At 66.8% G+C, this 18,137-nt stretch carries 12 protein-coding genes and 2 pseudogenes; 9 read left to right on the forward strand and 5 right to left on the reverse strand.

Annotated features, from left to right (window positions below):
- Window positions 1-58: 58 nt before the first annotated feature.
- The 4 genes and pseudogenes from CBP34_RS05605 (at window position 59) to CBP34_RS05620 (ending at window position 4,223) form a co-directional block, all read left to right on the forward strand.
- Window positions 59-973, forward strand: a complete 915-nt coding sequence (locus CBP34_RS05605) for an AAA family ATPase (protein WP_086913986.1) — start codon at window positions 59-61, stop codon at window positions 971-973.
- A 112-nt stretch (window positions 974-1,085) separates the two neighbouring features.
- Window positions 1,086-2,289 (forward strand): annotated as a pseudogene (locus CBP34_RS05610) (vWA domain-containing protein).
- 56 nt (window positions 2,290-2,345) lie between these two features.
- Window positions 2,346-2,972, forward strand: a complete 627-nt coding sequence (locus tag CBP34_RS05615) for a CoxG family protein (RefSeq protein ID WP_086926886.1) — start codon at window positions 2,346-2,348, stop codon at window positions 2,970-2,972.
- 168 nt (window positions 2,973-3,140) lie between these two features.
- A complete protein-coding gene (locus tag CBP34_RS05620) occupies window positions 3,141-4,223 on the forward strand; it encodes an XdhC family protein (protein WP_086928651.1) in 1,083 nt (360 codons plus the stop codon).
- A gap of 56 nt (window positions 4,224-4,279) precedes the next feature.
- Here the strand turns inward: CBP34_RS05620 and CBP34_RS05625 are convergent, their stop codons facing one another.
- The 5 genes and pseudogenes from CBP34_RS05625 to CBP34_RS05640 all read right to left on the reverse strand — a co-directional run bounded on the left by CBP34_RS05625 (window position 4,280) and on the right by CBP34_RS05640 (window position 7,870).
- Window positions 4,280-5,047, reverse strand: a complete 768-nt coding sequence (locus CBP34_RS05625; RefSeq protein WP_086911793.1) for an MHYT domain-containing protein — start codon at window positions 5,045-5,047, stop codon at window positions 4,280-4,282.
- A gap of 419 nt (window positions 5,048-5,466) precedes the next feature.
- Entirely contained in the window at window positions 5,467-5,637 is a 171-nt protein-coding gene (locus CBP34_RS19620) for a hypothetical protein (protein WP_167372724.1), read from the reverse strand.
- A 155-nt stretch (window positions 5,638-5,792) separates the two neighbouring features.
- Window positions 5,793-6,419, reverse strand: a complete 627-nt coding sequence (locus CBP34_RS05630) for a histidine phosphatase family protein (RefSeq protein WP_094097516.1) — start codon at window positions 6,417-6,419, stop codon at window positions 5,793-5,795.
- Window positions 6,397-7,365 (reverse strand): MBL fold metallo-hydrolase, encoded by a 969-nt coding sequence (locus CBP34_RS05635; protein WP_094097517.1) that lies wholly within the window; start codon window positions 7,363-7,365, stop codon window positions 6,397-6,399. Before CBP34_RS05635 ends, CBP34_RS05630 begins: the two co-directional genes overlap by 23 nt.
- A 137-nt stretch (window positions 7,366-7,502) precedes the next feature.
- Window positions 7,503-7,870, reverse strand: a pseudogene (locus CBP34_RS05640) (hypothetical protein).
- Window positions 7,871-7,986: 116 nt separating this feature from the next.
- Here CBP34_RS05640 and CBP34_RS05645 point away from each other — a divergent pair.
- The 5 genes from CBP34_RS05645 to CBP34_RS05665 all read left to right on the forward strand — a co-directional run bounded on the left by CBP34_RS05645 (window position 7,987) and on the right by CBP34_RS05665 (window position 18,085).
- On the forward strand, window positions 7,987-8,640 hold the full coding sequence (locus CBP34_RS05645; RefSeq protein WP_236748520.1) for an ABC transporter ATP-binding protein: 654 nt from the start codon (window positions 7,987-7,989) through the stop codon (window positions 8,638-8,640).
- Between the two features lie 37 nt (window positions 8,641-8,677).
- Entirely contained in the window at window positions 8,678-9,310 is a 633-nt protein-coding gene (locus CBP34_RS05650) for a LysE family translocator (protein WP_094097518.1), read from the forward strand.
- Window positions 9,311-9,486: 176 nt separating this feature from the next.
- Window positions 9,487-10,842, forward strand: a complete 1,356-nt coding sequence (locus CBP34_RS05655) for an efflux RND transporter periplasmic adaptor subunit (protein WP_236748521.1) — start codon at window positions 9,487-9,489, stop codon at window positions 10,840-10,842.
- 33 nt (window positions 10,843-10,875) lie between these two features.
- Complete coding sequence (locus tag CBP34_RS05660) at window positions 10,876-13,983, forward strand: multidrug efflux RND transporter permease subunit (protein WP_094097519.1); 3,108 nt, start codon at window positions 10,876-10,878, stop codon at window positions 13,981-13,983.
- Window positions 13,984-14,947: 964 nt separating this feature from the next.
- Window positions 14,948-18,085 (forward strand): efflux RND transporter permease subunit, encoded by a 3,138-nt coding sequence (locus CBP34_RS05665; protein ID WP_094097520.1) that lies wholly within the window; start codon window positions 14,948-14,950, stop codon window positions 18,083-18,085.
- The last annotated feature ends 52 nt before the right edge of the window (window positions 18,086-18,137 follow it).

Below are 18,137 nucleotides of genomic sequence, written 5' to 3' on the forward strand. Positions count from 1 at the left end.
CAATCAAGCGCTGGTAGCTATTAAAAATATAGTGATGAACGTGTCCCTTCCTGCAGCCATGACCGCACCCGCGCTGACCTCCATCGATGCCCTGGTGCAGGCTTTGCAGGGCGTGGGCTACTTTGCCGACCGGCGCCTGGCCACCGCCGTGTTCCTGGCGCTCAAGCTGCAGCGCCCGCTGCTGCTGGAGGGTGAGCCGGGCGTAGGCAAGACGGCGCTGGCCCAGGCGCTGGCCAAAGTGCTCACACGCACCCTGATCCGCCTGCAGTGCTACGACGGGCTGGAGCAGCGCGAGGCGCTGTACGAGTGGAACTACGCCGCCCAGCTGCTGCACATGCGGGCTGCAGAAGGCAAAGGCAGTGCCGACATGGCGCAGCTGGAACGCGAGGTGTACCAGGACCGCTACCTCATCCGCCGCCCCCTGCTGCAGGCGCTGCAGGCTCCGGCGCCCGGTGCGGTGCTGCTGATCGACGAGGTGGACCGCGCTGACGAGCCGTTCGAGGCCTTTTTGCTCGAATACCTGGGCGAGTACCAGGTCAGCATTCCCGAGATCGGCACCGTGCGGGCCACGGCCACGCCGGTCACCATACTCACCAGCAACCGCACGCGCGACCTGCACGACGCCGTCAAGCGCCGCTGCCTTTATCACTGGCTGGACTACCCCGAACGCGAGCGCGAGCTGGCCATCGTGCGCGCCCAGGTGCCGGGTGCCAGCGAGGCGCTGGCGCAGCAGGTGGCGGATTTTGTGGGCCGGCTGCGCAGCCAGCCGTTTGCCAACGCATTTCAGCGCGCACCCGGCATTGCCGAGAGCGTGGAGTGGGCCAAGGCGCTGGTCGCGCTCGACACCATCGTGGTGGATCCCGAAGTGGTGTCCGACACCGCAGGCATTCTGTTCAAGCAGCGCGAGGATGTGGCGGCGCTCACGCGCGACATGGCGGTGCAGTTGCTGCAGCCCGTGCCGGAGCCGTCTTGAGATGAGCCGCTTGAGCGCCGCCGGGCCGCCCCAAGGCGCGAGGACCCCACGGACCAGCGAAGCGCAGGCTGCGCCTGCGAAGGGGGGCGGCGAGGACACGGCAGTGCCGGGCGTGGGGGTTATCTCCCAGCTGGGCGACGCCCGCACCGGCAATCTGGCCGATAACCTGAGCGGCTTTGGCCGCACCCTGCGCCGCGCCGGTGTGCGGGTAGACGCCGCGCGCATGGCGCTGGCCCAGCAGGCGGTGCTGCTGGTGGGCCTGCGGCGCGAGGATTTCAGCGCCGCGCTAGAGGCTGTGCTGGTCAGCCGCGAGCAGGACCGCCTGGTGTTCCGCGAGCTGTTCGACGCGTACTTTCGCAACCCGAATGTGGCGCAGAAGCTGCTGGCGCAGATGCTGCCCAGTGCCGAGTCCAGGGCCGAGCCCATCAAGCGCCGCCCCGCGTGAGCGAGGCGCTGGCCCCGTGCGCGCCGCCCGCAACGCGCCAAGGCCGCGCGAGAACGACAAGGTGGATTTCGACGCCGCTATGACGGCCAGCGACCTGCAGCGCCTGCGGCAGGCCGACTTCAACCAGCTCTCGGCGAGCGAATACCTGCTGGTGGAGCGCCTGGCGCGTGATGTGCCCTTGCCTGTGCCGCGCTATGCGGCCCGACGCACCCGGCCGGGCGTGCGCGGCAGCCGCCCGCACTGGCCGGGCGCCATGCAACAGGCCGCGCGCAATGGCGGTGAGGTGTTTCGCGTACCGCTGCTGCAGCGGCGCCAGCAGCCCCTGCCGCTGTTGGTGCTGGTGGACGTGTCCGGCTCGATGGAGCGCTACGCGCGGCTGTTGCTGGCCTTTTTGCACGCCGCCACTGCGCCGCGCCACACGGGCGTTGCCGTGCGCCGCGATGTGTTTGCCTTTGGCACGGGGCTGACCGACCTCACGCCCGCCTTTCGCCTGGCCGACACCGATGCCCTGCTGCAGATGGCCAGCCATGCGATCACCGACTTTGCCGGTGGCACCCGCATGGGCGACAGCCTCGCGCAACTGCGCCTGCGCCATGCGCGGCGGCTGGTCGGGCGGCGCACGCTGGTGCTGCTGATCAGCGACGGGCTGGACACGGGCGCGCCCGAGGTGCTGGCGCAGGAACTGGGCTGGCTGCGCCGCCACTGTGGCCGGCTTTTGTGGCTCAATCCCTTGCTGCGCTTCGAGGGCTACGCGCCCACGGCGCGGGGCGCGGCCGCGTTGCAGCGCCAGTCCCATGGCACGGTGGCCGTGCACAACCTGAGTCGCCTGCAGGAACTGGCGGGCAGCCTGGCCGCGGTGATGCGCCAGTAGCCGCGCTGCTTTGTGGACCCACAGAATCGTTCAGAACCACGAGAGAGGAAATCCCCATGGAAATGCAAGCCACCCGCACCCTTGCCGTCAGCCAGCAACAGGCCTGGGATGCGCTCAACGACCCCGAGGTGCTCAAGCTGTGCATTCCCGGCTGTGACAAGGTCGAGCCCACGGGCGAGAACCAGTATGCCGTGGCCATGGCCGTCAAGATCGGGCCGGTGTCTGCCAAGTTCGCGGGCAAGATCACGCTGGCCGACATCGTTGCGCCCAAGAGCTACACCATCGCCTTTGATGGTTCGGGCGGCGTGGCCGGCTTTGGCAAGGGCCATGCTCAGGTCTTGCTGGTGCCGCTGCCTGTTGACGCGGCGGGGCAGGAGGGTTGTGAACTGAACTACACCGTGCAAGCCAGCGTGGGCGGCAAGATCGCCCAGCTGGGCCAACGCCTGATTGACGGTGCCGCCAAGGGCATGGCCGAAGATTTTTTCAAGCGTTTTGACAACGAGATGCAGCGCCGTTACCCGCGCGATGACGATGCGCTGGACACGGTGCCGTCGGAATATGACCAATTGCGCGGTGCGCCCGATGCCGCGGCGGGTGATGGCAATTCCCCCGGTGGCATCCCGGTATGGGTGTGGGTGGCTGGCGCGGCGGCGCTGGTGCTGGTAGCGTGGTGGTGGACTTGAGCTAACTTTGCGCCGCTTGGCGTCTTGCCTCAGCGGGGAACGCCACCCGTGGTCCGGCAAAGCCGGTTCCACGGGGGTACGCGCAGGGGCGCGCCAGTTTCATCGGGAATGGGTGTGGCGGCGCAGGGTGCTGTTGGAAACCGTGCAAATAGATTTGGTGAAGAAGCCATGGAAAACCTGGATGTGATGGTGTTGCGCACCCTGCACGGCTGGCGTGCTAGCGGCCGGCGCGCGTTGCTGGCCACGGTGGTGCGCACCTGGGGCTCGTCGCCCCGACCGGTGGGCTCCATCATGGCGTTGTGTGACGACGGCGCGGTGGTGGGGTCGGTGTCTGGTGGCTGCATTGAGGACGACCTGATTGACCGGCACACCCGGGCCTATGCGCAGAGTGCGCCGGCAGGCGATGCCCGCCCCGGTGCGGACCACCGCATTCCCAGTGGCCCGCCATCGTTCGTGAAATATGGCGTGTCTGCCGATGAGGCGCACCGCTTTGGCCTGCCCTGCGGCGGCACGCTGGAGCTGCTGCTGGAGTACGACCCCGATCCGGGCAGTCTGGCCGAGCTCATCGCGGCGCTCGAAGCCGGCCGGCTGATGCAGCGCAGCGTGCGCCTGGCCGACGGCCGGGTCACCCTGTCGTTGGCCAACACCCCCGGCGATCTGGTGGTGGATGCGGTTCAGCTCACCAACACCTTCGGGCCGGAGTACCGCATGCTGCTGATCGGGGCGGGCCAGCTGGCCGAATACCTGGCCACCATGGCGCTGTTCAGCGGTTTTGCGGTCACGGTGTGCGATCCGCGCGAGGAATACCGGGGCAACTGGAGCGTGCCCGGCGCCACCGTGGTGAGTGACATGCCCGACGACGTGGTGCGGGCCTTCAAGCCCGACCGCCGCAGTTGCGTGGTGGCGCTGACGCATGACCCCAAGCTGGACGACCTGGCGCTGCTGGAGGCCTTGTCCACCGAGGCGTTCTATGTGGGCGGCATTGGCTCGCGCCGCAACAATGAAGCACGCCGCGCCCGCATGATCGAGCATTTTGACCAGACGCCCGAGAGCCTGGCGCACTTGCGTGGACCGATTGGCATCTACATCGGCAGCAAGACGCCACCCGAGATCGCAGTGAGCGTGATGGCGGAAATCCTCGCCGTGAAGAACGGCGTGACCTTGCCGCGCGACATGGAAGTGGCCCAGGCCAAGAACGACCGGGAGCTTGCGCACAACGGTCCGGGGGCCTTGGTGTGTGGCGTGCGCTAGGCCGAACACCACACGATTGCATTGAAGCCTGTTCGGGGGCGCGTTCTGGTCACGCTTCAGGTGGTCTGGTGGCGCCTGCTGCCAACCGAGCGTTGCATCCATTGCACATACAAGTCCAGTGAGATGAGCATGGCCATGGCAAAGGCGCAGGCCGCCACAACGGAGCCCAGGCCGAGCGAACTCACCAGACCGGTGCCCTGCACGGTGGCGTAGCGGTTGGGCGTAGTGCAGATGAACTCGGCGGCGCCCATGCCGGTGTAGTGCATGGCGCACACGGCCGTGGCCATGAGCAGCGCAGCACCGATGCGGCTGGCGAAGCTGCGGGTGTTGAAGGCGAGCCACAGCGCGGCGGTGCCCGCCGCCACGGCGATCAGCACCGACAGTGCCACGGTGCGCATGTCCCAGTTGATGTAGCCGCCAATTTTCATGCCGTACATGCCCAGGTAGTGCATGCCTGTCACGCCCAGGCCGAGCAGCAAACCGGCGGTCAGGATGCGGGGCAGCTCCTTGGGTGCCTTGGACACGACGATAAGCGCCGCCGACGTGCAGACCACGGCGGCGATCAGCGACACGGCGCTTTCGACAATCCCGTAGCTGCTGGCCACGTCCAGCTTGAGCGCCACCATGCCGACAAAGTGCATGGACCATACACCGATGCCACCGAGCGCCACACCCGCCGTCAACGCAGCCGTGCGGTGCACGGAGCCGTCTTTATGGCGAATTCGCCGCGTGACCATCAGGGCAATCAATGAACCAATGAACGCCAGCGCGAACGAGATGGCAACAAGGTGGGGGCGGTATTCGGAGACGACGACGGGATCCATAGGGCTGCCTTATTTCAGTGGTTGAAGTGGACTTGCGTTGCACCAGGGGTGATTGAAACCATTTGTTTTTATATTAAACCAATTGGTAACAGTGTGTTGTTTGTGGTTATTTTTTGGTTTGCATGGTGATGCCTGATGCCGGACTGGCACATGGCCCGGGTTTTGGACGGTTGACGGGATGGGTGGGCGCAGCCACTGGCACTGCTGCTGCGTGGGCGGAAAGTGATGCGCGCGCAGGTCGGACGGTGCGTTCGGATCCGAATACCCAAGGGGTGGTGGTGGGTTGCAGGCGCGATCTGCCAGAGACCGGTCAGGCGATCGTGCCGGTGGCATCGGCAGCGGATGTCGCCAATAACAAAGCCCTCGATCGAGGGCTTTGTTATTGGTGCGTGGGGCGTTGTGGCGCCCCGGGGGGCGAATCAGCCGCCCTTCTTGGAGCGCTTGCCGGGGTTCTTCTTGCTGCGGGTAGCGACACCGCGCTCCAGGCTCACGCGCTGGCCACGGCCAGACGTTGGCAGGCTCACTCCGGGCATGGGCTTGGGTTGGGGGGTGCGCTTGCGGTCTGCTTCGGTGACGATCTTGTTGCCCATGGTAGGTCTCTGTGATGGTGGAAAAGGGGTGATTTTAGGCCACAGCTGCCCTCGCGGGCGAACAGCAGGCCTTTGCCGAGCCGTCGCCTGATGGTGTGTGCGGGGAAAGCGTGGGTGCAAATCGGCGTGAGGCACGCGCGCCGAGTGATGTGTGCTCAGACCGCGATGGACAGTTTTGCCAGCACCTGGGGCCCTGCATTGCGATGGGCCCGCACAATGAGTGCTTCGCCCGACCGGGTGCTGTCGCTGGCCAGATCGGACTGCACGAACATGTGGGTGAACCACACCTCGAACTGGCCGCTGCGCGCCGACGCGGCTGCCAGTGCCTGGCGCAACTCGCGCAGGTGGGCCGCTCCCGTTGTCTCGGGGTAACCAAGGGGAGAGCCCAGTGCGGCCCATACCTGCGGTGCACCAAAGGCCAGTGAGGCGCTGTCGATGCAGCGGCACCAGGGGCTGGAGAGCACTTTATGGGGTTGCAACTGCCGCTGCTGGAACCATTCACCGATGCGCCGGGCCTGGGCCCGGCCTTCGTCGTTCAGGTTGCGCTGGGTGCTGCAGTCGCCAAGGCGAAAACCCGGCGGATCAAAAGTGCCGGGAGCGAGCGCGTGGCGGAATACGGCTACCACGCCACCGTGGCGCAGCAGTGTCTCGGCATCCGCGTCCTGTGCGGCCCAGGCCTGCAGTGCCATGAGTGCCAGGCCGCCGCCCAGCGCACCGGCCGCACCGGTGCCAAGCAGAGCGCGCCGGGTAACCAGGGCTTCAGTCCGCCGGCTGGAAGGCATAGCCGTTGCCCGAAGCCGCCAAGCGGCCAAAGGCCGGGAACGGGAAGTGGAAACCGCCCAGCATGGCATTGCTGGCGGTGATGCGCTGGAACACCTCGCGGCGCACCTTGCGGGCGGCTTCGGCATCCATGTCAAAGGTCACGGCCCAGTCGGGGTTGCGCGCGAACAGGGCGGGCACATTGGTGAGGTCGGCCACGTAAAAGAAGTTCTGGCCCGCAGAGTGGAGCTCGAACAACGTGTGGCCGGGCGTGTGGCCATAGGCCGCCACCGACTGGATGCCCGGTGCGACTTCGGTGCCCGCGGCAAACTGCACCAGCGTGTCGGCGGGCATGGTGGCAAAGGTACGTCGCACGTTCTCGAATGCACCCTTCATGCCTGCGGGGGCAGCGGCCATGCGGGCGTCGTCCATCCAGAAGGCGTGCTCGGCGGCGGGCACCATCACCTTGGCCTTGGGGAACATGAGCTCTCCTGCCTTGTTGCGCAGGCCGTTGATGTGATCGCCATGGAAGTGGCTGATCAGCACCGTGTCGATGTCGGCGGCCTGCAGGCCCGCTGCGCGCAGGTTCTCCAGCAGCTTGCCCGTGGTGGGGCCACCAAACTCGCCCAGGCCGGTGTCGATGAGGATCCTGCGCGCGCCCGCCACCACCAGGAAGGGTGTGTACGGCACATCGATGTAATCGGTGGGCAGGCCCTGGGACGCCAGCAGCGCACGCACTTCTGCCAGCGGCGCGTTCTTCACAAACTCTTCCCCCAGCGGGCGGCGCGTGATGCCGTCATTCAACGCAATCAGCTCCACATTGCCCAGCTTCATGCGGCTAAAGCCGGGGCGGGGCAGAGTGGGTGTTCCGAAGTTGGGCGCGTTCTGGGCCCATACGGGCACGAACGAGCCCGCTGCGTAAACGGTGGTGGCCAGGCTTGCGCCCAGGAAGTGGCGGCGTGACAGCATGAGACTCTCCAGTTTTGTGTTGAACCAAGGAGTCGCGACTGTAGCGCCAAGCGCATGACGGGTGCAGCCCCACGCATTAACCTGTTTGCAACGTGGGGCTTTGTGCGAGTAACGGGGGTTAACCCGATGCGACCTGCTTATTCAATGCCAAAGGCTTCGCGCAGTGCCGCACAGAAATCGGCGTTGCCGCTGATCGTCAGGGTCATGGTGGTTCGTGGTGGTGCGGGGCTGCCCGCCACGCTGCGGAGTTGTCCCGCGGTTTTATCAAATTCGAGCACCAGTGGCGTGCTGACCTCCTGCACGCCCCGCAGGTCGTACTGCCATGCACCACCTTCTTCCGAGGGGCCGCAGGCATCGGGCCAGTGCTGGTGCGCCCATGCGAGCACGGCGCTTATTTCTGCCTGCAAGGGGGAACCTGCGCTGGCGCAACGCTCGCCATGGCATCAAAGGTGCCTGTGCCTTCGGCGTCTTCACTGAAATCGAAATCAAGGTAGCGCAGGGGCATGGCGGTAAAAGGGCAGCGGGGTGTTGCGGGATTGTCGTGGAGCGTGGCAGGGTTTTTAGAATGCCAGCATTTGCCGACCCCGTTGCGGCGCTTACCGGGCGTTATCGCCGAACTTCATGACCCACCCATCGCCTGACCTGCAGGTGCACGGCCTGTCTTTTGGCTACCCGCAATGCGCAGTGTTGGACAATTTTCACGCCACCTTGTCTGCGGGGCTGACGCTGGTGCGCGGGGACGAAAGCTGTGGCAAGACCACGCTGCTGCGGCTGCTGGCCGGTGAACTGGCGCCGCAGGCGGGCCGGTTGGTGCTGGCGGGGCTGGACGCGCGGACGGACCCCGATGCGTATCGGGCGCGGGTGTTCTGGGCCGACCCGCGCTCGGATGCGCTCAACGATCTGACGCCGCGCGGCTGGTTCACCGGTTTGTCGCAGCAGCACGGCGCCTGGGACGCGGCGGCACTTCAGGCGCACCTCGCCGGGTTTTTGCTGCAAACCCATCTGGACAAGCCGCTGCATGCGCTGTCCGCAGGCAGCCGGCGCAAGGTTCTGATGGCAGGGCGTTGGCCTCTGGAGCGCCGCTTACGCTCATTGATGAGCCCGTTGCGGGGCTGGACAAGTCGTCCGTGGCGTACCTGGCACGGGCGCTGGCCCATCACGGCACCCAGCCTGGTCGCATGGTTGTGGTGGCCCACTACGAAGCGCTGGCAGGTGTGCCGTGGGATCAGGTGGTGGATTTGCCCGGCGTGTGACGCTGCCGCTCTGCCCCGGTAGACTGGCGCTTTCCTCGTTTCGTCCCACAGGATCTGCAATGGACGCTCTCTTATTTGTGCCCGTGGCTGTGGCCATTTCGCTGACGCCCGGCCCGAACAATTTCTGCGGGCTGAACAACGGCATCCGTGCGGGTGTGGGCGCGGCGCTGATTGCCACCCTCGGACGCGTGGCCACCTTTGCCATTTTTCTCGTGGTGTCAGCGGTGGGACTGGGTGCCATGCTGCTGGCGTCCGAAGCGGCTTTCACGGTGGTGAAATGGGCAGGTGCCCTTTACCTCTTCTGGCTGGGCTGGCGGGCCTGGCGAAGCCGCGCGTTCAGCGGGCTGAGCATGGTGGAGGGCGAGGGCGCTTGGGTGGCTGGATCGTCTGTCAATCTGCGCGCCATGATCGCGCAGGAATTTCTGCTGGGCATCACCAACCCCAAGGCCATCATCCTGTTTGCCGCGATCTTTCCGCAATTCATCGACCCGGGCCAGCCTGCCGCACGGCAGTTTCTGGTGCTGGGCTCGATCTATCTGGCGGGCGAGTTTGTGTCGACCGCCGTTTATGCCACTGGCGGCAGGCAGATTCGCCGATTCATCCGCACCTCGCGTGGGGTGGTGCGCCTGAACAAGGCCACGGGCGGTTTTTTCATGGGGGCGGGCGGCCTGTTGCTGGCCACCAACCGCTGAAATCGCGGGCACGTTCTAAAGCCCGGCCACGGCGGCCGTCCATTGCCAGATGCAACCGGGGCGTGACGGTGGGTGGCTACCATTGCCCGACTTCACTTTGCCGCGCTTTCCATGCTACCCCACCGTTTTTCCTGCCCCCCGTTGCGGTCCAACCTGCGCCAGAGCGGGCGTGCGTGGTGGTGGGGGTTGCTGGTGGTGTTGGCGCTCGCAGCGGTCGGGGGCTGGTGGTGGACGCAGCGCCAGGCGGGCTCGGAGGGCGCTGCGGCACCCGTGGGCGTAACAGCGCCGGGCACGCGCGCGCCGGGGCGTTTCAGCGCCGGCGGCAGGTGCAGCCGGTGTCGGTGGGCCTGGTGCGGCGCCAGGATGTGCGCGTGATGGTCCAGGCCATCGGCACCATGAACGCGCGTGCCACGGCGGTGGTGCGGGCCAAGGTCAGCGGCGAGCTGACGGCGCTGCATTTCAAGGAAGGCCAACAGGTCAAGGCAGGCCAGCTGCTGGCCGAGATCGATGCGCGCAGCTACCAGGCCGCGCTGAGCCAGGTGCAGGGCAATCTGCAGCGCGACCAGGCGTTGCTGAAAAACGCGCAACTCGATCTGCAGCGCTACAAAGACCTGCTGGCACAGGATTCGATAGCGACCCAGCAGGTGGATACGCAGGCAGCGCTGGTACGCCAGCTCGAAGGCACCGTGGCCGCCGGCCAGGCGCAGGTGGACGCCGCCCGCCTGCAGCTGGGCTACACGCGCATCACGGCGCCCATTGCCGGGCGCCTGGGCCTGCGCCAGGCCGACCGGGGCAATGTGGTCGGCCCCGCCGATGGGAACGGCATCGTCACCATCAACCTCGTCCAGCCCATCGACGCGGCGTTTTCAGTGCCCGAGGCGTATCTGGCGCAAATCAGCCAGCGCCTGGCCGACGGTGCCGAGCTGCCCGTCGAGCTGTGGGACCGCGAGCAAAAGCACCGTTTGGCGCGCGGGCGCCTGGGCGCGCTCGACAATGCCATCGACCCGACCACCGGCACCATCAAGGTCAAGGCCGCGTTTGCCAATGAGGACGGCGGGCTGTTCCCCAACCAGTTTGTCAACGTGCGGCTGCAGCTCAACCGGTTGCCAAACGCGCTCACCGTGCCCGGCACGGCGGTGCAGAACAACTACGTCTATCTGGTGCAGCCCGATGGCACCGTGACGCAGCGGCGCATCCGTGTGGGCGCGGCCGACGGCGACCGGGTCAGCGTGGAGGGCGACCTCAAAGACGGCGACCAGGTCGTGACCGACGGCCTCGACCGCCTGCGCGAAGGCGCCAAGGTGGCGGTGATTGATGCCGGAGCGGCCACCCGTGCCGACGAGGCCGCGCAAGACGCCGGTGCGCGGCGCGCGGCCCTTATGCGCAGCCTCACCCAGCCCGAGCGCGACAAGCTGGCCACCATGGCGCCCGACGAGCGCCGTGCCTTCCTGCGCGCTCGCCGCACGCAGCAGGCCGACGGGGCCGCTGCGCCGGCATCGGCCGCTGCCTCTGCCGCGGTCGATGCGCGCTGAAACCATGCACCGCGCCGTGCGGCCCCTGCTGCCATGAATCTGTCGCGCATCTTCATCCTGCGCCCCATCGCCACGTCGCTGCTGATGGTGGCGCTGCTGATATCCGGCGTGCTGGCCTACCGGCTTCTGCCCATCTCGGCCCTGCCCGAGGTGGATTACCCGACCATCCAGGTCACCACGCTGTACCCCGGCGCCAGCCCCGATGTGATGACATCGAATGTCACCGCGCCGCTGGAGCGCCAGCTGGGCCAGATGCCGGGCCTGGCGCAGATGTCGTCCACCAGCTCGGGCGGGGCCTCGGTCATCACGCTGCGCTTTGCGCTCGACATGGCGATGGACGTGGCCGAGCAGCAGGTGCAGGCCGCCATCAACGCGGGCAGCAACCTGCTGCCGGGCGACCTGCCCATGCCGCCGATCTACAGCAAGGTCAACCCGGCGGACGCGCCCATCCTCACGCTGGCCATCACGTCGCCCTCGTTGCCGGTGATCCGCCTCAATGATCTGGTGGAGAACCGACTGGCGCCCAAGCTCTCGCAAGTTACCGGCGTGGGGCTGGTGGCGATTGCGGGCGGGCGCCGGCCAGCGGTGCGCATCCAGGCCAATCCCACGGCACTGGCCAGCCTGGGCCTGACGCTGGAGGATGTGCGCACCGTCATCGCGGCCGCCAACGTCAAGCAGGCCAAGGGCGGCTTTGACGGGCCCGCGCGGGCTTCCACCATTGATGCCAACGACCAGCTGCAGTCCGCACAGGAATACCGCGACCTGATCCTGGCCTTCAAGAACGGCAACCCCATCCGACTGCGCGATGTGGCGCAGACGGTGGACGATGCCGAGAACACCCGCCTGGCCGCCTGGGCGGGCACGCCCGAAACAGGGTCCAGGGCCGGCGTCATCCTCAACATCCGCCGCCAGCCTGGCGCCAACGTCATCGAGACGGTGGACCGCATCAAGGCCCTGCTCCCGCAGCTGCAAAGCACGCTGCCCGCATCGCTGGATGTGCAGGTGCTGACCGACCGCACCACCACCATCCGCGCTTCGGTCAAGGACATGCAGGTCGAACTGGCGCTGGCCATCGGCCTGGTGGTGGCCGTGATCTTTGTTTTTTTGCGCAGCGCCTCGGCCACGCTCATCCCCAGCGTGGCGGTGCCGCTGTCGCTGGTGGGTACCCTGGGGGTGATGTATCTGGCGGGCTTTTCCATCAACAACCTCACGCTGATGGCGCTGACCATTTCCACCGGTTTTGTGGTCGATGACGCGATTGTCATGATCGAAAACATCGCCCGCCATGTGGAACAGGGTGAGCTACCCTTGCAGGCTGCGCTCAAGGGCGCAAGGCAGATCGGGTTCACCATCATCTCGCTCACCATTTCGCTGATTGCGGTGCTGATTCCGCTGTTGTTCATGGGCGATGTGGTGGGCAGGTTGTTCCACGAGTTCGCCATCACCATGGCGGTGGCCATCTTGCTGTCGGCGGTGGTGTCGCTCACGCTCACGCCCATGCTGTGCGCCCGCCTGCTGCGCCACACACCCGAAGAAAGCCACGGACGCATTTACCAGGCCACGGGCCGGTTTTTTGACCACACCATCGCGCACTATGGCCGGGCGCTGCAGTGGGTGCTCAACCGCCGGGGCATGACCTGGCTGGTGTTTGCGGCCACGCTGGGGCTGACGGTGCTGCTCTATGTGCTGGTGCCCAAGGGATTTTTCCCGGTGCAGGACACGGGCACGCTGCAGGCCACCACCGAGGCCGACCAGTCCATCTCGTTTGCCGCCATGGCCGAGCGCCAGCAGCAGCTGGCCGAGCGCATCCTGAAAGACCCGGCGGTGAAAAGCGTGTCCTCGTTCATCGGGGTCGATGGGGCCAACACCACGCTCAACACCGGCCGCCTGCTCATCGACTTGAAGTCCCACGCCGAACGCGACCGCGCCCCCGTTGTGCTGCGTCGCTTGGCGGAATCGACCCAGGACATTGCGGGCATCCTTCTGTATGCCCAGCCGGTGCAGGACCTCACCATCGAAGACCGCGTGGCGCGCACGCTATACCAGCTGCTGGTTTCTTCGCCCGACATGGCCCAGCTGCAGACCAGCACCGCCGATCTGGTGCAGCGCATGCGCGCCCTGCCGCAGCTGGCCGACGTGGCGAGCGACCTGCAAAGCCAGGGCCTGCAGGCCTTTGTGCAGATCGACCGCGCCCAGGCCAGCCGCCTGGGCGTGACGGTGGCGGGCATCGACACCGCGCTGTACAACGCCTTTGGCCAGCGGCTGATTTCCACCATCTTCACGCAGTCGAACCAGTACCGCGTGGTGCTGGAAGTGGCGCCCCCGTTCAAGCTGGGCCCGCAGGCATTGAATGCCATCTACGTCACGTCGAGCACGGGCAAACCGGTGGCGCTGTCGTCGGTGGCGCGCATCGAAGAGCGCAGCATGCCCCTGGCCGTGAACCATGTGGGCCAGCTGCCCGCAGCCACCATTTCGTTCAACACCGCGCCCGGTGTTTCGCTGGGCGACGCGGTCAAGGCCATCCAGGCCGAACAGGCGACGGCGCGCGCGGCGGGCTTGATGCCGCTGTCGGTGGACAGCAGCTTCCAGGGCGCGGCGCTGGCGTTTCAGGCCTCGCTGTCGAACACGCTGCTGCTCATCCTGGCGGCGGTGGCCACCATGTACATCGTGCTCGGCGTGCTGTACGAGAGCACCATCCACCCAGTCACCATCCTGTCCACGCTGCCGTCGGCCGGGGTGGGGGCGCTGCTGGCGCTGTGGCTGGCGGGGCTGGATGTGGACATCGTGGCGGTGATCGGGATCGTGCTGCTGATCGGCATCGTCAAGAAGAACGCAATCATGATGATCGACTTCGCGCTGGAAGCGCAGCGCGACCAGGGGCTGCCGGCGCGGGAGGCCATCTTTCAGGCTTGCCTGCTGCGCTTTCGACCGATTTTGATGACCACGATGGCGGCTTTGCTGGGGGCGTTGCCGTTGATGCTGGGCACGGGGGTGGGCAGTGAGTTGCGGCAGCCGCTGGGGGTGACGATGGTGGGGGGGCTGATCGTGAGCCAGTTGCTGACGCTGTTTACCACGCCGGTGATTTACCTGACGTTTGAGGGGTGGGCGCAGCGGTGGCGGGCTCGGCGGGGGGCTGTGTGATGAATGCTCCTGTTTTTGTAGCTGGTTGCGTTTTTTGCTCGGGCGTTAGGGGCTTATTTGGCTATATGCCCCTGCTGAGGCTGTCTGCCGGGATGTGCCCCCGGCGGGGCACCTTCTTTTCTTGCGTCGCCAAGAAAAGAAGGCAAAAGAAGGCGACCCTGCTGTCTGCGACCCCTTCGCTTCGCTGCGGGGCAACCTGGGGTGCTCGTGCGCGGGGTGCGCCGTGGAACTCGCTACGCGCTGGCGCGCTGCGCTCGGACAACCACGGCGAGTCAGATGACGATGCGGGTGTGTCCTGCGGCACACCCGCCACCCCGCGCCCTGCGCGCCCCAGGCGCATCCAGAAGGGGTTGGGGGCAAACAGCCGCACGGGCCATCGCTTTGCTCGGCCCCATTTCGCGGGCGCAAGCGCTTCGCGCTGCGCAGGCGCGGCCGAGCGAAGCGATGGCCCGTATGGCTGTTTGGATGTTCGGCTGTCCAACTCCTGCTGGCTGCGCCTGCGGCGCGGCGGTTGCGGGGTGGGCATGGGCGTCGAAGCGCCCATGCTTCGTCAACTGACTCGCCGCGGTTGTCCGATTGGAGCGCCGCAGGCGCGGAGTGAGTTCTGCGGCGCACCCCGCAACCGCCCCGACGCAGGTTTGCCCCTTCGCACAGCGAAGGGGTCGCAGACTGGGGGTCGCCTTCTTTTGCCTTCTTTTCTTGGCGACGCAAGAAAAGAAGGTGCGCCGCCGGGCGCACATCCCGGCACCCGCCCTCCAACTGAGCACACCGCTCGATCGGGTCCCTGGCTTCGACAGGCTCAGCCCGAACGGGTTGGGGTGGTGCCCCGCCTTCGACCAGTTCAGCCCGAACGGGTGGTTGGCCAACAAAACATCCCTGCGCAAACTATCAATTTCATAGCTTCTAGCGCTTATCCCATAAGCGCTAGAGCAAAAAAATACCAGAAACCCAAGAGGCCCACCCCATGAGCCTCTCCACCCCCTTCATCCACCGCCCCATCGCCACCACGCTCCTCACCCTGGGCCTGGCCCTGGTGGGCGCCGTGTCCTATTTCCTGCTCCCCGTCGCCCCGCTGCCGCAGGTCGACTACCCCACCATCTCGGTCAGCGCCAGCCTACCCGGCGCCAGCCCCGACACCATGGCCGCCACCGTGGCCACGCCACTCGAGCGCTCGCTGGGGGCCATTGCCGGCGTCAACGAGATCACCTCGCGCTCCATCCTGGGCAGCACCTCCATCACGCTGCAGTTCGACCTCAACCGCAACGTGGACAGCGCCGCGCGCGACGTGCAGGCCGCCATCAACGCCGCGCGCACGCTGCTGCCCACGGGCATGCCCAGCAACCCCAGCTACCGCAAGGTGAACCCGGCCGATTCGCCCATCATGATTCTGGCGCTCACGTCCAGTGCGCTCACGCGCGGGCAGATGTACGACGCGGCGTCCACCGTGCTGGCGCAAAAGCTTTCGCAGGTCGAAGGGGTGGGGCAGGCCACCGTAAGCGGCGGGGCGCTGCCGGCGGTGCGCGTGTCGCTCGACCCGGTGCGGCTGGCGGCCAACGGCGTGTCGCTGGAGCAGGTGCGCGGCGCCATCAGCAGCACCAATGCCAACCGCCCCCTGGGCGCGGTGGAGCGTGAAGACCACTACTGGCAGATCGCCGCCAACGACCAGGCCCGCGTGGCGGCGGATTACGCCCCGCTGGTGCTGCGCTGGCAAAACGGCAACGCGATTCGCCTGGCCGATGTGGCCGAGGTGACCGACTCGGTGCAGGATGTGCGCAACTTCGGTGTGGCCAACGGCAAGCCGGCTGTGCTGCTGCAGGTGTACAAGCAGCCCGGCGCCAACATCCTGGAGGCAGTGGACCGCGTGCGCGCGCTGCTGCCGCAGCTCAAGGCGTCGATCCCGGCGGCCATCGATGTGGAGATCGTCTCAGACCGCACGCCCACGCTGCGCGCCTCGGTCAAAGAGGTAGAGCGCGCCTTGCTGATCGCCGTGGCGCTGGTCATCCTGGTGGTGTTCCTGTTCTTGCGCAACGGGCGCGCCACGCTCATTCCGGCGGTGGCGGTGCCGGTGTCGTTGGCGGGCACGTTTGGCGTGATGTATCTGGCGGGCTACACGCTCGACAACCTCTCGCTGATGGCGCTGACCATTGCCACCGGCTTTGTGGTGGATGACGCCATCGTGGTACTGGAAAACATCATGCGCCACATGGAGCGCGGCAAAACGGCGCTGCAGGCATCGCTGGACGGCGCGCGCGAGATTGGCTTTACGGTGGTGTCGATGAGCCTGTCGCTCATTGCCGTGTTCGTGCCCATCTTGTTCATGGGCGGCATTGTGGGGCGGTTTTTCCATGAGTTCGCCATCGTCATGTCGGCCGCCATTCTGGTGTCGCTGCTGGTGTCGCTCACCACCACGCCCATGATGTGCGCGGCGCTGCTCAAGCAGCCGCACCGGCCGCCCGATCGCGCGCCCAGCCTGGCATGGTGGGCGCGCCTTTCGCGGCGGCTGGACGCCCTGCAGGCCCGGGGTTTGCGTGGCTACCGGCGCAGCCTGGCCTGGTGCCTGCGCCACCAGCCCTTGGTGCTGCTGGTGCTGGCCGCGGTGGTGGGGCTCAATGTGTACCTGTACACCGCCATCGAAAAAGGCTTCATGCCCGAGCAGGACACGGGCCGCATCTCGGGCTTCATCCGTGCCGACCAGGCCACGTCCTACCAGGCCATGGAGCAGCGGCTGCAGCGCTTTCTGGCCATCGTGCAGGTTGATCCTGCCGTGGAAAACGTGACCGGCTTCACCGGTGGCTGGCAGCGCAATGCGGCGCAGATGTTCATGACGCTCAAGCGCGGGCCGGGGCAGGAGCGGTCCGAGGCCGTCATCACCCGCCTGCGTGCGCAGCTGAAAGACGAGCCCGGCGCCCGCCTGTTCATGGTGCCCCAGCGCGACATCCGCATCGGCGGGCGGCAAAGCAGTGCGTCATACGACTACACGCTGCAGGCCGATGACATTGCCGAGCTGCGCACCTGGGAGCCGCGCATCCGCCAGGCCCTGGCGCAGCTGCCCGAACTCGAAGACGTGAACAGCGATGTGTCCGACTACGGCCTGCAAACCACGCTGGTCATTGACCGCGATGCCGCCACGCGCGCGGGCCTGACCATGGCGCAGATCGACGCCACGCTGAACGACGCCTTCGGCCAGCGCCAGGTGGGTGTGATCTACAACCCGCTCAACCAATACCGCGTGGTGATGGAAGCCGCACCGCGCTACCTGCAAAGCCCCGAAACGCTGCGCGGCTTCTTCTTCGTCAACAGTGCGGGCCAGCAGGTGCCACTCACGGCGTTTGCGCGCATCACCACCACCAACACGCCGCTGTCGGTCAGCCACGAGCGCGGCACGCCGGCCAGCACCGTGAGCTTCAGCCTGGCGCCGGGCGTTTCGCTGTCACAGGCCACCGATGCCGTGCACAACGCGGTGGCCGAGCTGGGCGTGCCCGTGGGAATCCGTGGCACCTTTGGCGGCACGGCGGGCGCGTTCCAGGACGCACTGGCGGGCCAGCCGCTGCTGATCCTGGCCGCCATCATCACCATCTACCTGGTGCTGGGCATGCTGTATGAAAACCTGCTGCACCCGCTCACCATCCTCTCCACCCTGCCATCGGCCGGGGTGGGGGCGTTGCTGGCGCTGATGCTGTTCAAGACCGAGTTCTCGCTGATCGCGCTGATCGGCGTCATCCTGCTGATCGGCATCGTCAAGAAGAACGCCATCATGATGATTGACTTCGCACTGGTGCGGCAGCGCGCCGGGCACATCACGGCCGCGCAGTCCATCTACCGCGCCTGCAGCCTGCGCCTGCGGCCCATCCTCATGACCACGCTGGCTGCCATCTTTGGCGCGCTGCCGCTGGCGCTGAACCGGGCCGATGGCGCCGAGCTGCGTCAGCCCCTGGGCATTGCCGTGGTGGGCGGGCTGCTGCTGAGCCAGTTGCTCACGCTGTACACCACGCCCGTGGTCTATGTGGCGCTGGACCGGCTGCGCGCCCGTGTGCCGCGATGGGCCCGCTGGCGCCGCCACCCGGCCGCCGGCCCGAAGCCTGCGCTGCAAGGAGATTCCTGATGCACCCTCGTTACTCTATTTTTGATAGCTGCTTGCGCTTATCCAGTAAGCG

It is taken from the genome of Acidovorax carolinensis (genome assembly GCF_002157145.1).
Lineage (GTDB): Bacteria > Pseudomonadota > Gammaproteobacteria > Burkholderiales > Burkholderiaceae_C > Acidovorax > Acidovorax carolinensis.

Excerpts from the sequence above, each read along its gene's own strand:
- CBP34_RS05625 (WP_086911793.1), bottom strand. The coding sequence starts at position 5,047 with ATGGATCCCGTCGTCGTCTCCGAATACCGCCCCCACCTTGTTGCCATC.
- CBP34_RS05630 (WP_094097516.1), bottom strand. The coding sequence starts at position 6,419 with ATGCCTTCCAGCCGGCGGACTGAAGCCCTGGTTACCCGGCGCGCTCTG.
- CBP34_RS05620 (WP_086928651.1), top strand. The coding sequence starts at position 3,141 with ATGGAAAACCTGGATGTGATGGTGTTGCGCACCCTGCACGGCTGGCGT.
- CBP34_RS05665 (WP_094097520.1), top strand. The coding sequence starts at position 14,948 with ATGAGCCTCTCCACCCCCTTCATCCACCGCCCCATCGCCACCACGCTC.
- CBP34_RS05645 (WP_236748520.1), top strand. The coding sequence starts at position 7,987 with ATGACCCACCCATCGCCTGACCTGCAGGTGCACGGCCTGTCTTTTGGC.
- CBP34_RS05660 (WP_094097519.1), top strand. The coding sequence starts at position 10,876 with ATGAATCTGTCGCGCATCTTCATCCTGCGCCCCATCGCCACGTCGCTG.
- CBP34_RS05635 (WP_094097517.1), bottom strand. The coding sequence starts at position 7,365 with ATGCTGTCACGCCGCCACTTCCTGGGCGCAAGCCTGGCCACCACCGTT.
- CBP34_RS05605 (WP_086913986.1), top strand. The coding sequence starts at position 59 with ATGACCGCACCCGCGCTGACCTCCATCGATGCCCTGGTGCAGGCTTTG.
- CBP34_RS19620 (WP_167372724.1), bottom strand. The coding sequence starts at position 5,637 with ATGGGCAACAAGATCGTCACCGAAGCAGACCGCAAGCGCACCCCCCAA.
- CBP34_RS05615 (WP_086926886.1), top strand. The coding sequence starts at position 2,346 with ATGGAAATGCAAGCCACCCGCACCCTTGCCGTCAGCCAGCAACAGGCC.
- CBP34_RS05650 (WP_094097518.1), top strand. The coding sequence starts at position 8,678 with ATGGACGCTCTCTTATTTGTGCCCGTGGCTGTGGCCATTTCGCTGACG.